Below are 14,242 nucleotides of genomic sequence, written 5' to 3' on the forward strand. Positions count from 1 at the left end.
CTCGTGGAAGCGGCCGTGGACGACGTGCGGATCACCCAGAGCTGACGCCCCGGAGGCCCTCCGCCGACCCGGCGGCCCCGGACGCCGGAGGGCCTTCCGCACACCTTCAGCGGATATCCAGCCGATCCCGATAAAATGGGCCGCATGATCGACTCTTCTGCCCAGGAGGGCAGCAGTAGCCAGCCGGGTCGTGCCCGGCGTACCCCGACCCCGACGTCCCCGGGAGCCCTGAGCGACCCGTGTTGATCGTCGTTGGTCTTCTTCTCATCATCGTTCTCACCGTCGCCACGGGTTACTTCGTGGCTCAGGAGTTCGGCTACGTCGCCGTGGACCGGGGCCGGCTCAAGCAGCTGGCCGACGACGGCGACAAGGCCGCCGCCCGGGCGCTGGAGGTGACCGGGCGGCTGTCGTTCATGCTCTCGGGCGCGCAGCTCGGCATCACCGTCACCGCCCTGCTGGTCGGTTACGTCGCCGAGCCGTTCCTCGGCGCCGGGCTGGCCGAGCTGCTCGGGGTGGCCGGCGTCTCCACGGCCGTCAGCCTGCCGCTCTCGGTCGCCCTGGCCCTGACCATCGCCACCGTGGTGCAGATGGTCCTGGGCGAGCTGGCCCCGAAGAACCTCGCCATCGCCCGGCCCGAGCCCCTCGCGAAGGCCCTGAGCAGCTCCACCCTGATGTACCTCAAGGTCGCCGGTCCGCTGATCAAGCTCTTCGACCGGGCCGCGGTCCGGCTGCTCCGCCGCGTCGGCATCGAGCCGATCGAGGAGCTGCCCAGCGGCGCCACCCCGCAGGACCTGGAGCAGATCATCGCCGAGTCCCGCCAGGAGGGGCACCTGACCGCCGAGATGTCCACGCTGCTCGACCGGGGGCTCGACTTCCGCGAGCTGACCGCCGGCGAGGCGATGGTGCCGCGCGTCGACGTGCACACCGTACGCGCGCACGAACCGCTCAGCCGGGTGGTCGAGCTGCTGGACACCGGCAAGTCCCGCTTCCCCGTGCGCGGCACCGAGGGCGTCGACGACCTGGTCGGCGTCGTCGGCATCGCCGACGTGCTCGGCGTACCCCCGGAGCGGCGCGCGACCACCCCGGTCAGCGCGGTCGCCGGACCCCCGCTCCTGGTGCCGGAGACGCTGCCGCTGCCGACGGTGCTGGACCGGCTGCGCTCCGGCCACCGGCAGCTCGCCTGCGTGGTCGACGAGTACGGCGGCTTCGCCGGCGTGATCACGCTGGAGGACATCGCCGAGGAACTCGTCGGCCCGATCCGGGACGAGGACGACCCGCCGGAGCGGGCCCCGGCCCGGCAGGAGGACGGCTCCTGGGTGGTGCCGGCCCGCTGGCGCATCGACGAGGTCGCCGACAGCACCGGCATCTCGCTGCCCGAGGCCCCGGAGTACGACACGCTCTCCGGCCTGGTCATGCGGGAGCTGGGGCGGGTCCCCGAGGTCGGTGACCGGCTGGAGATCAGCCTGCCGGCCGACGGCGAGGACGGCGCGGACGAGCCGCGCGCCCTGGTCGAGGTGCTGGCCGTCGACCGGCACGTGGCCGACTCCGTCCGGCTGCGGATCGCCGAGCCGGGGGAGGTGTCCGCGTGAGCCCCGGCATCGCACTCTTCACGTCGGTGATCCTGCTGGCGTTGAACGGCTTCTTCGTGGCCGCCGAGTTCGCCCTGGTGGCCAGCAAGCGTTACCGGCTGGAACACGCGGCCGCCGGTGGCGGCCGGGCCGCCCGGGCGGCGCTGGACGGCGTACGCGAGCTGTCGCTGATGCTCGCCGGCGCGCAGCTCGGCATCACCCTCTGCACCCTGGGCCTGGGCGCGCTCGCCGAACCGGCGATCGAGCACCTGCTGAGCCCGCTGCTGCACGCGGTCGGGCTGCCGGACGCCGCGAGCCACGTGGTCGCGCTGGTCTTCGCGCTCAGCGTCGTCACGTTCCTGCACCTGGTGGTCGGGGAGATGGCGCCGAAGTCCTGGGCGATCACCGACGCGGAGCGCTCGGCGGTGCTGCTGGCGTTGCCGTTCCGCGCCTTCGCGCGGGTCGCCCGGCCGGTGCTGTCGGTGATGAACGCGCTGGCCAACGCGATGCTGCGGCTGGTCAAGGTCAACCCGCAGGACCAGCTCGCCCAGGTGCACGGCCCGGACGAGCTGCGCATGCTGCTGGAGCAGTCCCGCGAGCACGGCCTGCTCGGCGCCGAGCAGCACCAGATGCTGACCAGCATGCTGGAGTTGCAGGGCACCACGGTGGCCCAGGTGATGGAGCCGTTCCACCAGATGGTGACGGTGCGCCGCGACGACGGGGCCGACCGGATCGAGCAGGTCAGCCGGGACAGCGGCCGGTCGCGGCTGGCGGTGCTGGACGCCCACGGCGACGTCTGCGGCCTGGTCCACGTCCGGGAGGCGGTGCGCGCCACCACCCGGGGCCGCACGGTCACCGCCGCCGACCTGATGACCAACGCCCTCACCCTGCCGGCCTCGGCCTCGGTCTCCGAGGCCGTGGCGGAGATGCGGGCCCGGCAGTCCCAGCTCGCGCTGGTGCGCAACGGCGGCGGGCCGACCCGGCCGATCGGGTTCGTCGCGCTGGAGGACCTGCTGGAGGAGGTCATCGGCGAGTTCGACGACGAGACCGACCCGGTGCCGCGCGGGCGACGTATGAGATGAAATCGGATAGGTGGCCGCTCTTCGCGGAAGTCGGGGCGGCCACGCGCGAGGTCCGCGACCATGGAGGGTGCCCCTCCCGCGGGAGGTCCGCGACCGTGGGGGTGGCCCCGCGTGCGAGGTCCGCGGCGGTCGCCGCGGTCCCGGCCGGCGGGGCTCGCGGGCGGCTGAGCGGGCCCGGCCCGGTGGCGGACGGGGGAGTGCCGTGCGGTTGACGGGAGTGTCACCCGAGTCCGGCTGGACCGGCCTGTCGGTGCGGACGGCCCTGGCCAACCCGAGCACCCGCCCCGGGTTGCGCCTGCCGGGGCGGGTCACCGTCATCGCCGGCTCCACCGACGTACCCGTCCTGCACGTCCGGCTCGGCCTGGTCACCACGGCCGAGCCGGACGATCCGGACGCGCCCCGTCGCCTGGTGCAGTTCCACCAGGCGACGGTGGCCGACGGTTTCGTGCTGCGGGCCGGGCGGGGCCGGTCGATCCCGTTCGAGTTCCCGCTGCCGTGGGAGACCCCGGTGACCGTGTTCGGCGGAGTACCCCTGCTCAGCCTGCGGATGGGACTGCGTACGGAGGTGGCCGTCGAGCCCCGGCTCGACCAGGGCGCCATGGTGCCGGTCTTCGTGCATCCGCTGCCGACCCAGGCGCACGTCCTGGCGGCGCTCGACACGCTCGGCTTCAGCATGCGCCAGGCCGGCCTGGTCGACGGGCGGCTGCCCGGGGTGGCGCAGACCCTGCCGCTGCACCAGCGGCTGGGCTACTGGGTGGCGCCGCTCTACGCCGGGCCGATCACCGAGCTGGAGCTGATCTTCATCGCCGACCCGGCCGGCCTGGAGGTGATCCTCTGGATGGACCGGCGGCTGGCCCTGGCCGGGATCACCCACCAGAGCATCAGCCGGTTCCGGGTCTGGCACACCGGCGCCGACCAGCGGGACTGGGTCGCGATCGTGGACGCCTGGCTGCGTGCGGCGATCAACCGGCACGCCGCCGCCGCGGCGCACGCCGACTGGTCCGCGACCCTCTCCGGGTCGGCGCACGTCAGCCGCCCGCCGGACGAGCCGATCCACCCGGGCTTCGGGCTGGGCGGCACCGCCGGCGGAGCCGGCATCGGCGGCTCCGGCGGCTCCGGCGGCGGCGACGGCACCTGACCCGGCCGGGGTCAGGCGGTGGCGGTGGCCAGTTTGAGGCTGAAGCCGAGGAAGAGCGCGGCGACGCCCGTGGTGGCGCCGGCCGCCAGGCGGTGGCGCCGGCGGAACTGGGCCGCCAGGAACGTGCCTGTGAAGATCAGCGCGGTCAGGTAGAGCACGCTGGTGACCTGGGCGATCAGCCCGAGCAGCAGGAACGACAGCGCCGGCCAGGCGTAGCCCGGGTCCACGAACTGGATGAAGAACGAGACGAAGAAGAGGATCGCCTTCGGGTTGAGCAGGCTGATCACCAGCGCCTTGCGGAACGGGCTGCGCATCGCCGCCGGCCGCGCGGCGTCGATGAGCCGCGGGGTGTCCGGGTCGTTGCGCGTCCGCCAGCGGCGCCACGCGCCGCGCAGCATCGTCAACCCCACATAGCCGAGGTACGCGGCGCCGGCGTACTTGATCACCAGGAAGAGCGGCGGGTACGCCTGGACCAGCGACGCCACGCCGGCGGCGGAGAGGAACATCAGCACCCCGTCGCCGACGAAGACCCCGCCGGCCGCCCGGTAGCCGGCCGCCACGCCCCGCTGCGCGGCGGTGGAGAGCACGAAGAGGGAGTTGGGCCCGGGCAGCAGAACGATCGCCACGGTGCCCAGCACGTACGTCCAGATGTCGGTGATGCCCAGCACGCCCGCCATCATGAGGCCACGGGTGCCGCCCGGCGAAGCCTTTCCCGGAGCGTGACCTGTGCGTTCGGCCACTCGTCGACGGTCATCGAATACTGCACGGTGTCCCGCCAGGAGCCGTCCGGGCGGAGCCGGTGCCGGCGCAGCACCCCCTCGCGGGACGCGCCGAGGCGTTCGATGGCCCGCTGCGAACGCTCGTTGCGGATGTCGGTGTGCCAGACTACCCGCACCGCGCCCAGCTCCTCGAAGGCGCGGGTGAGCAGCAGCAGCTTCGCCTCCGTGTTGATCCCGGTGCGCCACCAGGGGCGGCCCAGGTAGGTGTAGCCGATCGCCACCGCCCGGCGCTCCGGGTCCACCTCGTAGAAGGAGGTGGTGCCGACCACCGCGCCGGTCACCGCGCAGCGCTGCACCCACGGCACCCGCTCGCCCCGCCGGTGCGCGGCCAGCGCGGCGGCGACCTGCTCGGCGGTGCCGGCCGGGCCGGCCGGCAGCGGGCTGCCCAGGTGCCGCCAGACCTCCGGGTCGGCGGTCGCGGCGTGCAGCTCGTCGGCGTGCGCGAGGTCGAGCGGTTCCAGCAGCACGTGCTCCCCGCGCAGCACCGCCGGGTCGAGCCACGGCGACGTCTCCGGCCGCAGGTACGCCGGCACCGGCACGGCCACCCCGGCGTCGGGTTCGGGCGGCCCGGCGGTCAGCCGCAGCGGCACCACGCCGGCCCAGTGCGGCAGGGCGAGGTCGGCCTCCTCGTCGCGTACGCCGCCGGTGCGGGCGCGGACCGACACCTCGCGCAGCGGCAGGGCCAGCACGGCCGTCTCGGCCAGCTCCCGGCGCGACGGGGGCCGGCTGTCGGCGCTGCGCCCGGCCGCGGCCTTCTCCACCAGGGCGGTCAGCATCCGCAGCTTCTCCCGCTCGTCGGTGACCAGGCGGGCGGTGCCGTGCGCGACCACCGAGCGGTAGTTGGCGCTGTGGTGGAACTGCGAGCGGCCGTAGACGAGGCCGTCGAGCAGGGTGACCGCCACGCAGACCGGCAGCCCGTCGCCCCGGGCGGCGAGCAGTGGCCGGCTGCCGGTGGAGCCGTGCAGGTAGAGGGTGTCGCCGACGCGCACGTGCAGGGTGGGCAGCACCCGGGGCTCGCCGTCGACGGTGAACCCGAGCGCACAGTCGTACGCCTCGTCGAGGACGGCGTGCGCGGCGGCCTCGTCGTAGCTCATCCGGTCCCGGGAGCGGCTGGCGGTGGTCCGGTCGGTGGGTGCGTACATGGCTCGACCTTTGTTCTAGTACAATCCCTGATTTGTGTCAGCACGCTATCAGGTCGTCGGTACGACGGCCGCCGAGATTTCGGCCAGCATCGAATCGGGCATCCGCTGCGCCGCCCTCGCCCCCGGCGACGCGCTGCCGCCGGTGCGGGAGCTCGCCGCCCAGCTCGCGGTGAGCCCGGCCACCGCGGCCCGGGCCTACCAGGAGCTGCGTCAGCGGGGCCTGGTGGTCACCGCCGGCCGGCACGGCACCCGGGTCCGTCCCCGCCCGCCGGTGGCGGCCCGCCGCTCCGCGCTGCGCCCGCCGACCGCACCCGGCCTGCGTGACCTCTCCCGGGGCGAGCCGGACGTGCGGCTGCTGCCACCCCTCGGGCAGCACCTGGCCGGCCTGGCCGCCGCCGCGGGGCCGCCGGTCGGCTACCCCGCGGCCGGGGTGCTGCCCGAGCTGGCCGAGGCGGCCCGCGAGCGGCTGGCCGCCGACGGCGTGCCGGCGACGGAGCTGACCGTCACCGGCGGCGCGCTGGACGGCATCGAGCGCCTGCTCGGCGCGCACCTGCGCCCCGGGGACGCGGTCGCCCTCGAGGACCCGGGCTGGGCCAACCTGCTCGACCTGGTCGCCGCGCTCGGGCTGCGGCCGATCGGCGTGCCGGTCGACGACGACGGCCCGCTCGTCGGCGGGGTCGCCGCCGCGCTCGCCGCCGGCGCGCGGGCGCTGATCGTGACGAGCCGAGCCCAGAACCCCACCGGCGCGGCGGTCTCCGCCGAGCGGGCCGGGGAGCTGCGCGCCCTGCTCGCCGGGCGGTCCGACCTGCTGCTGATCGAGGACGACCACGCCGCCGAGCTGGCCCGCGTACCGCTGCACCCGCTCGCCGGGGCGACCCCGACGTGGGCCTTCGTCCGCTCGGTGAGCAAGCCGTTCGGCCCGGACCTGCGGCTGGCCGTGCTGGTCGGTGACGAGACCACGGTGGCCCGGGTGGCCGGCCGGGCGCGGGTCGGCGCCGGCTGGGTCTCCACCGTGCTGCAACGACTGGTCCTGGCGCTCTGGCGCGACCCCGCCGTGGCCGAGTTGGTGGACCGGGCCGCCGGCAGCTACGAGCGGCGGCGCGTGGGGCTGATCGGCGCGCTCGCCCGCCACGGCCTGGCCGCCCACGGGCGCAGCGGCATCAACGTCTGGCTGCCGGTCGACGACGAGACCAGCGTGCTGACCGCGCTGCGCGACGCCGGCTGGGCGGTCGCCCCCGGCGCACTGCACCGCATCGCCGGCCCGCCGGCGCTGCGGATCACCGTCAGCTCGCTGGACGAGGCGGAGATCCCGGACCTGGCCGAGGCGGTGGCCCGGGCGGTCCGGCCCACCCCGCCCGGGGGCTTCGCCGCGTGAGCCAGCCGGGCCCGTCGCGGGCGCCTGGCTCCGCCACTTCCCGGCGGTCCGGGGCCCGCTTGTCCCGTCGCGGCGGGTCCCCGCGCGTGTTCCCTCCCGCGCGGGGTAGAACAGTCGCCATGGCCGAGCAGACCGAGACCGCGCCGGGCGCGCAGCGGTTCATCCCGCCGCGGGCCGACACCCTCGACGACCTGCGTGCCGCCGCCACCGGCTGCCAGGGCTGCGAGCTCTACCGCGACGCGTCGCAGACGGTCTTCGGCCGCGGCGACGCCGGCGCGCGGGTGGTCTTCGTCGGCGAGCAGCCCGGCGACATGGAGGACCAGAAGGGCCTGCCGTTCGTCGGCCCCGCCGGCCGGCTGCTGCGCCGGGCGGTCGACGACGCCGGGCTCGACCCCGGCCACATCTACCTCACCAACGCCGTGAAGCACTTCCGCTTCGAGCAGCGCGGCAAGCGGCGGATCCACCAGACCCCGGACCGGGTGCACATCACGGCCTGCCGGCCCTGGCTGGTGGCCGAGTTCGCCCAGCTGCGCCCGGAGGTCGTGGTGGTGCTCGGCGCCACCGCCGCCAAGGCCCTGCTCGGCCCGACGTTCCGGGTCACCCGGCAGCGGGGCGAACTGCTGCCCTGGCCGGAGTCGGCCCAGCACCCGGAGGACTTCCGGCGGGTGCCGGTGGACGCGCGCGGCGGCGTCGCCGACGCGCCGCCGGCGCGGCTGCTGGCCACCATCCACCCGTCCGCCGTGCTGCGCGCGGACGACCAGGACAAGGCGTACGAGGGGCTGGTCGCCGACCTCACCGTGGCCGCCCGGGCCCTCGCAGGCTGAGCCGCCGCTTCCGGCCCGTCGGACGCTGGGCAGGGCGGGTGAGCGGTGCCACACTTGCCGCCATGGAGCAGCATCTCTACGAGCGCGACCACGAGGAGTTCCGCGAGCTGTGCCGCGAGTTCCTGACCCGCGAGGCGGTGCCCCACCACGAGCGCTGGGAGGCCGACGGGATCGTCGACCGCGAGGTGTGGCGCCGGGCCGGGGCCGCCGGCCTGCTGGGCATGGACATCGACACGGAGTACGGCGGCGGCGGGCAGCGCGACTTCCGGTTCAACGCCGTGCTGGACGAGGAGATCATCGCCGCCGGCTGCACCGGGCTCGGCTTCGGCCTGCACAACGACGTGGTGGCGCCGTACCTGACCGAGCTGACCACGGACGAGCAGCGCAAGCGTTGGCTGCCCGGGTTCTGCTCCGGCGACCTGGTCACCGCGATCGCGATGAGCGAGCCCGGGGCCGGCTCCGACCTGGCCGGGATCCGCACCGGCGCGGTCCGGGACGGCGACAGCTGGGTGCTCAACGGCCAGAAGACCTTCATCACCAACGGGGAACTGGCCGACCTGGTGGTCGTGGTCGTGCGTACCGCGCCGGACCAGGGCGCGCACGGGGTGAGCCTGATCGCGGTGGAGAGCGGCACCCCCGGCTTCTCCCGGGGCCGGCGGCTGGCCAAGGTCGGGCTCAAGGCCAACGACACCGCCGAGCTGTTCTTCGACGACTGCCGGGTGCCGGCGGAGAACCTGATCGGCACCGAGAACCACGGCTTCTACCACCTGATGGCCAACCTGCCCCGGGAACGGCTCAGCATCGCGGTCGCGGCGGTGGCCGCCGCCGAGCGGCTGCTCGCCCTCACCCTCGACCACGCCCGCTCCCGGCAGGCGTTCGGCCGGCCGATCGGCGCGTTCCAGCACAACCGCTTCCTGCTGGCCGAGCTGGACACCGAGGTCACCATCGCCCGCACCTTCGTCAACCACTGCGTCGCGGAGTACGGCGCCGGCCGGCTCTCGGTCACCGACGCGGCCAAGGCGAAGTGGTGGACCACCGAGTTGCAGAACAGGGTCGCCGACCGCTGCGTGCAGCTGCACGGCGGCTACGGCTACATGCTGGAGTACCCGGTGGCGAAGGCCTGGCTGGACGGGCGGGTGCAGACGATCTACGGCGGCACCACCGAGATCATGAAGGAGATCATCGGCCGCGGCCTCGGGCTCTAGCCCGACCGACTGCCCGGCGGCGGGGCGGGTGCGCAAGGATGGAACGGCACCTCGCCCCTTACCTCGAAGGAGCCGCCATGGCCACCGACCTCGCCGCGCCGCTCGCCGCGCCCGACGTCGCGCCCATCCAGCGGCGTACCCTGCGGCTGCTCTTCGTCACCCAGATCATCGGCGGGATCGGGGTGACCATCGGCGTCGCCGTCGGGGCGCTGCTCGCCTCCGACATCGCCGGCACCGCCGTCGCGGGCCTGGTCAGCAGCGCCGCCGTGGTCGGCGGGGCGTTGCTCGCCGTGCCGGTCACCCGGATCATGACCGTCCGTGGCCGGCGGCCCGGCCTGGTCGTGGCGTACCTGACCGGCGCGGCCGGCGGCGCTCTGGTGGTCCTCGCCGCGGTGACCCGCTGGGTGCCGCTGCTCTTCCTCGGCATGCTCCTGTTCGGCGGCGGCAACGCGGCCAACCTCCAGGCCCGCTACACGGCGGTCGACCTGGCGGTCCCGGCGCGCCGGGGCCGCCAGCTCTCGCTGATCGTCTGGGCCACCACCATCGGCGCGGTCGCCGCGCCGAACTTCGCCTCGCTCGCCGACCGCACCACCAGCGGCTGGGGGCTGCCGACGCTGGCCGGCCCGTTCGCGTTCAGCGCCGTCGCGCTCGTGCTGGCCGCCGGGGCGATCCTGGCGCTGCTGCGGCCGGACCCGCTGCTCACGGCGCGCCGGCTGGCGGCCGCCGGCCCGGCCGGCGCCACGGCGACCCCCGTCGTCGCGCCGCCGTCGACCGCCCGGCGCGCCGCGGGCATGCGGGCCGCCTGGACGGTGGTACGCGCGCGGCCGGCCGCCCGGCTCGGCATCGTGGCGGTGGCGGTCGGCCACCTGGTCATGGTCGCGGTGATGGTGATGACCCCGGTACGCCTGCACGAGTGGCACGACGACGCCGACGTGCTGCGGGTGGTCGGTCTCGTGCTGAGCCTGCACATCGCCGGCATGTACGCCCTCGCCCCGGTGGCGGGTTGGCTCACCGACCGGGTCGGCCGCCGGGCGGTGATCCTCGGCGGCGTCGGGCTGCTGCTCGCGGCGTGCGCGGTCGCCGGCACGGCCGGGCACCACACGGCCCGGCTCTCGGCCGGGTTGTTCCTGCTCGGCCTGGGCTGGTCGGGGACCATGGTCGCGGGCTCGACGCTGCTGTCGGAGTCGGTGCCGGTGGGGATCCGGCCGAGCGTCCAGGGCCTCTCCGACCTGACCATGGGGCTGGCCGGCGCCGCCGCCGGGGCGGTGAGCGGGTTTGTCGTGGAGGCGGCAGGTTATCCGGTGCTGACCGGACTCGCGGCGGTCGCGGTGCTGCCCCTGGTGACGCTAGCGTTGCGGCCGGTGCCGGTGGGGGCACCGGACGAGGAGGACTGATCACGTGCGGCTGACCGACTTCTGGTCCCGGTTGGAGGAGGCGTTCGGCCCCGGCTACGCGGCCAGCATCGCCCGCGACCAGGTGCTCTCGCAGCTCGGTGGGCGCACCATCGAACAGGCCCTGGCGTCGGGTGAGCAGACCCACGTGGTGTGGCGCGCGGTCTGCGCCGCCTATCCCGACCGGGTGCCCGCGCGACTACGCTGAGCAGCCGGTTCGCGGCTTCCGCGTGTCGCTTGTCGCCTCGTACACCTGTTCGGCTATTGTCCACAGCGGGGTGCTCGTCCACAGCTCACGGCCGGTCGGCTGGTTTTCTGTCGGACCCAGCGCCTAGCGTGTCCGCGTGACGCGAAGCTCAGGAAAGACGCCGGCGAAGGCAGGGGTGGCAAACATGGCCGCAGGGCCCGACCGGGAGAAGGCACTCGACCTTGCTCTCGCTCAGATCGACAAGCAGTTCGGCAAGGGTTCGGTGATGCGGCTGGGGGAGCGGCCGGTCGTCCAGACCTCGGTGATCCCCACGGGTTCGATCGCGCTCGACGTGGCGCTCGGCGTGGGCGGTCTGCCCCGGGGCCGGGTCGTCGAGATCTACGGTCCGGAGTCCAGCGGTAAGACCACGGTGGCCCTGCACGCGGTGGCCAACGCCCAGCGGGCCGGCGGCATCGCCGCCTTCGTCGACGCCGAGCACGCGCTCGACCCGGAATACGCCAAGGCCCTCGGTGTCGACACCGACGCCCTGCTGGTCTCCCAGCCGGACACCGGCGAGCAGGCACTGGAGATCACGGACATGCTGGTCCGCTCCGGCGCGATCGACATCATCGTCATCGACTCGGTGGCCGCGCTGGTGCCGCGCGCCGAGATCGAGGGCGAGATGGGCGACAGCCACGTGGGTCTCCAGGCCCGGCTGATGAGCCAGGCGCTGCGGAAGATCACCGGTGTGCTCAACAACACGGGCACCACGGCGATCTTCATCAACCAGCTCCGCGAGAAGATCGGCGTGATGTTCGGCAGCCCCGAGACCACCACGGGTGGCCGGGCGCTGAAGTTCTACGCCTCGGTCCGGCTCGACGTGCGCCGCATCGAGAGCCTCAAGGACGGCACCGACGTGGTCGGTAACCGCACCCGGGTCAAGGTCGTGAAGAACAAGGTCGCCGCGCCGTTCAAGCAGGCCGAGTTCGACATCATGTACGGCAAGGGCATCTCCCGCGAGGGCTCGCTGATCGACGTCGGCGTCGAGCAGGCGATCATCCGCAAGTCCGGCGCCTGGTACACCTACGACGGCGACCAGCTGGGTCAGGGCAAGGAGAAGGCCCGCGAGTTCCTCCGGGAGAACCCGGACGTCGCCGCGGAGATCGAGAAGAAGATCCTGGAGAAGCTCGGCGTCGGGGTCGGCGCGGGCGACGCCGCCGGTGGCCCGGAGCTGCCGCCGGTCGACTTCTGACCGGTCCCTGACCCGTGGCAGGACGACGCGCCCGCACCGGGCGGGGCTGGGATGCCAGCCCCGCCCGCACGGGTGACGACAGCGCGCCCCGGCCGCGCCGGGCCCGGCGCGGCCGGACCGACGACACCGACCCCGAGGCGCCCCCGGCCCCACCGCGCGACGAGGCCGAGCTGGCGCGGGAGATCTGCCTGCGCCAGCTCGCCGTCCGGCCCCGCACCCGGGCCGAGCTGGCCGGGGCGCTGGCGAAGCGGGGCATCTCCGACGAGGTCTCGGCGGGGGTGCTCGACCGCTACGACGAGGTCGGCATCATCGACGACGCCGCGTTCGCCCGGGCCTGGGTGGCCAGCCGGCACTCCGGCCGGGGCCTGGCCCGCCGGGCCCTCGCCAACGAACTGCGCCAGCGCGGGGTGGACGGCGAGGTCGCGAGCGAGGCGCTGGGCGAGCTCGACGAGGAGACCGAGGCCGATACCGCCCGCGCCCTGGTCGAGCGCAAGCTGCGCACCGCCCGGGGCGAGCCGGACGCGGTCTTCCGGCGGCTGGTGGCCATGCTGGCCCGCAAGGGCTACCCGCCGGGCGTGGCGATCCGGGCGGTGAAGGACGCGCTCGCCGCGCAGAGCGCAGAGGCGGCCGAGTTCGCCGAGCAGATCGACGCCGACGCGCTCGCCGACGCCGAGGGCGAGCTGGACCGGGACACCCGCTCCCTCGGGTGAGCGGGGCGGCCCGATCGGTCGGGGCTCTGCGCACCCGACCGCAGCGGGACTCGGCACCGGAGGCGCGTCGTGACGTGGTCCGCCGAGGCTGGCTGCGGGAGACCTCCATGCTGAAGCGGGCCAGAGGGGAGGCTGCGATGCTGAAGCGGGCCGGAGGGAGGCCTCCATGCTGAAGGCGTGTCTCAACGGGGCCCGGGGGCGTGCCGAGCATCCGGCGGTGCCGGTCACCCCGGCCGAGCTGGCGGCCGACGCGGCCCGCTGCGCGGGGCGCGGTGCCGGCGCGGTGCACGTGCACCCCCGGGACGCCGTCGGCCGGGAGTCCCTGCACCCGTCGGTGGTCGCCGCCGCGCTCGACGCGATCCGGGCCGCCCGGCCGGGGCTGCCGGTCGGGGTGAGCACCGGGGCCTGGATCGCGCCGGAGCCGGCCGCCCGGGTGGCCGCCGTCCGGGCCTGGCGGGTGCTGCCCGACTTCGCCTCGGTCAACGCGCACGAGCCGGGTGCGGAGGCCGTGGCGGCGGCGCTGCACGAGCGGGGCGTCATGGTCGAAGCGGGGCTCTGGACGGTCGACGCGGTCGGGGCGTACGCGCGCTGGCGGGTGCCGGCCGGGCGGATCCTGATCGAGTGCATGGCCGAGGACCCGGCGGTGGCGCTGGCGGACGCCGCCGCGATGCTGGCGGCGCTGCCGCCCCCTGCGGCCGGAGGCCCGCCGATCCTGCTGCACGCCGAGGGGCCGGCGACCTGGGCGGTGCTGGCCGAGGCGGTGCGCCGGGGGCTGCACAGCCGCGTCGGGCTGGAGGACACGCTGTCGCTGCCCGACGGCTCGACCGCGCCCGACAACGCCGCACTGGTGACGGCGGCGCTGGCCGCAGGCGCCCGCTGACCCGCCCGGCCCTCCCGCGGCGTGCCGGCCTCGCCCGCTGCCCCGCTCCGGCCCTCACGGCGTGCCGGCCTCGCCCGGCGCCTGTACCGTGCGCCGGCCACGCCGCCCCGGCTGGTGCTCCTGATCGGTTGGCGGGGAACCGGTCCCGGACGCCCCGAACCACCGGTTCGGCAACAGACGATCAAGGCGGGAACGCACGCGCGGCTGCCTGCTGGGCTCCGGTGGCGCCCCCTGGGCCGACGGTTGCGTCACAGCCCGCCGGGCGGACGGCCGGGGCGGGTGCGTCCGCAGGGGTCGGGCTGAGCAGGGCTGACGTGTGGGGCGACCGGATCCGCTGCCGTTTTGTCCCCCGGTGTCCGGGCAGGCATCAGCGGTGCGTGACGCGGCAACTTCTCTCCGTTCGGGGGGTTTGATCATGAGTTCTTGACCAGAGCCCCCCGGGAGACCTAGCCTCGCCATACAGGCTCAACTTGCCCGACCAAGCGCAGGCTAAGCGCACAACATAGATCGCGTAACGGAACAGCATCACTTTGACCGATCCGATCGGTCATTGGCGGCAGTTCGGACTGGCCGGTCCGGCGCTGGCGCGACAACTGCACCCGGCCGTCGGCGATGCCCCCGCGTGGGCACCGCCGACGGAAGCTACCCCACGGCCAGTCGCTCCGGTCGGGCGTCCACAGCCGCAGGGTGCGTGCCCATCGGCACGGTC

The 14,242-nt window shown here is 74.9% G+C and carries 13 protein-coding genes; 11 read left to right on the forward strand and 2 right to left on the reverse strand.

Annotation, left to right across the window (positions count from 1 at the left end):
- The first annotated feature begins 239 nt into the window (after positions 1–239).
- The 3 genes from AB0G08_RS23970 (at position 240) to AB0G08_RS23980 (ending at position 3,788) form a co-directional block, all read left to right on the forward strand.
- Positions 240–1,589, forward strand: coding sequence for a hemolysin family protein (locus tag AB0G08_RS23970; protein WP_357880035.1), 1,350 nt, complete (start codon positions 240–242; stop codon positions 1,587–1,589).
- A complete protein-coding gene (locus AB0G08_RS23975) occupies positions 1,586–2,650 on the forward strand; it encodes a hemolysin family protein (protein WP_358091659.1) in 1,065 nt (354 codons plus the stop codon). Before AB0G08_RS23970 ends, AB0G08_RS23975 begins: the two co-directional genes overlap by 4 nt.
- A gap of 202 nt (positions 2,651–2,852) precedes the next feature.
- On the forward strand, positions 2,853–3,788 hold the full coding sequence (locus AB0G08_RS23980; RefSeq protein ID WP_358091661.1) for a sporulation protein: 936 nt from the start codon (positions 2,853–2,855) through the stop codon (positions 3,786–3,788).
- A gap of 11 nt (positions 3,789–3,799) precedes the next feature.
- On the opposite strand, the gene leuE is transcribed toward AB0G08_RS23980, so the two are convergent.
- Positions 3,800–4,468 carry a leucine efflux protein LeuE gene (gene leuE, locus AB0G08_RS23985; protein WP_358091663.1) on the reverse strand — a complete coding sequence of 223 codons (669 nt, stop codon included), beginning with the start codon at positions 4,466–4,468 and terminating at the stop codon, positions 3,800–3,802.
- Complete coding sequence (locus AB0G08_RS23990) at positions 4,465–5,709, reverse strand: bifunctional pyridoxamine 5'-phosphate oxidase family protein/GNAT family N-acetyltransferase (RefSeq protein WP_358091665.1); 1,245 nt, start codon at positions 5,707–5,709, stop codon at positions 4,465–4,467. The genes leuE and AB0G08_RS23990 overlap by 4 nt, the downstream gene beginning before the upstream one ends.
- A gap of 34 nt (positions 5,710–5,743) precedes the next feature.
- Between AB0G08_RS23990 and AB0G08_RS23995 the strand changes: the two genes are divergently transcribed.
- From AB0G08_RS23995 to AB0G08_RS24030, 8 genes are all read left to right on the forward strand, one after another.
- On the forward strand, positions 5,744–7,084 hold the full coding sequence (locus AB0G08_RS23995) for an aminotransferase class I/II-fold pyridoxal phosphate-dependent enzyme (RefSeq protein WP_358091667.1): 1,341 nt from the start codon (positions 5,744–5,746) through the stop codon (positions 7,082–7,084).
- A 119-nt stretch (positions 7,085–7,203) separates the two neighbouring features.
- On the forward strand, positions 7,204–7,908 hold the full coding sequence (locus AB0G08_RS24000) for a UdgX family uracil-DNA binding protein (protein ID WP_358091669.1): 705 nt from the start codon (positions 7,204–7,206) through the stop codon (positions 7,906–7,908).
- Between the two features lie 62 nt (positions 7,909–7,970).
- Positions 7,971–9,113: an acyl-CoA dehydrogenase family protein gene (locus AB0G08_RS24005; protein ID WP_358091671.1), complete on the forward strand. Its 1,143-nt coding sequence runs from the start codon at positions 7,971–7,973 to the stop codon at positions 9,111–9,113.
- 77 nt (positions 9,114–9,190) lie between these two features.
- A complete protein-coding gene (locus AB0G08_RS24010; RefSeq protein ID WP_358091673.1) occupies positions 9,191–10,507 on the forward strand; it encodes an MFS transporter in 1,317 nt (438 codons plus the stop codon).
- Positions 10,508–10,511: 4 nt separating this feature from the next.
- The gene (locus AB0G08_RS24015; RefSeq protein WP_357883307.1) at positions 10,512–10,712 is read left to right on the forward strand and encodes a DUF3046 domain-containing protein; all 201 of its coding nucleotides are present in this window, start codon (positions 10,512–10,514) and stop codon (positions 10,710–10,712) included.
- A 184-nt stretch (positions 10,713–10,896) separates the two neighbouring features.
- Entirely contained in the window at positions 10,897–11,943 is a 1,047-nt protein-coding gene (gene recA / locus AB0G08_RS24020) for a recombinase RecA (protein ID WP_089001435.1), read from the forward strand.
- Between the two features lie 14 nt (positions 11,944–11,957).
- Entirely contained in the window at positions 11,958–12,653 is a 696-nt protein-coding gene (locus AB0G08_RS24025) for a regulatory protein RecX (protein WP_358091675.1), read from the forward strand.
- Between the two features lie 166 nt (positions 12,654–12,819).
- On the forward strand, positions 12,820–13,533 hold the full coding sequence (locus AB0G08_RS24030) for a 3-keto-5-aminohexanoate cleavage protein (RefSeq protein ID WP_358091677.1): 714 nt from the start codon (positions 12,820–12,822) through the stop codon (positions 13,531–13,533).
- Positions 13,534–14,242: the final 709 nt, after the last annotated feature.

Origin of the sequence: Micromonospora sp. NPDC023644, from assembly GCF_040640115.1 — a bacterium.
Taxonomy (GTDB): domain Bacteria; phylum Actinomycetota; class Actinomycetes; order Mycobacteriales; family Micromonosporaceae; genus Micromonospora.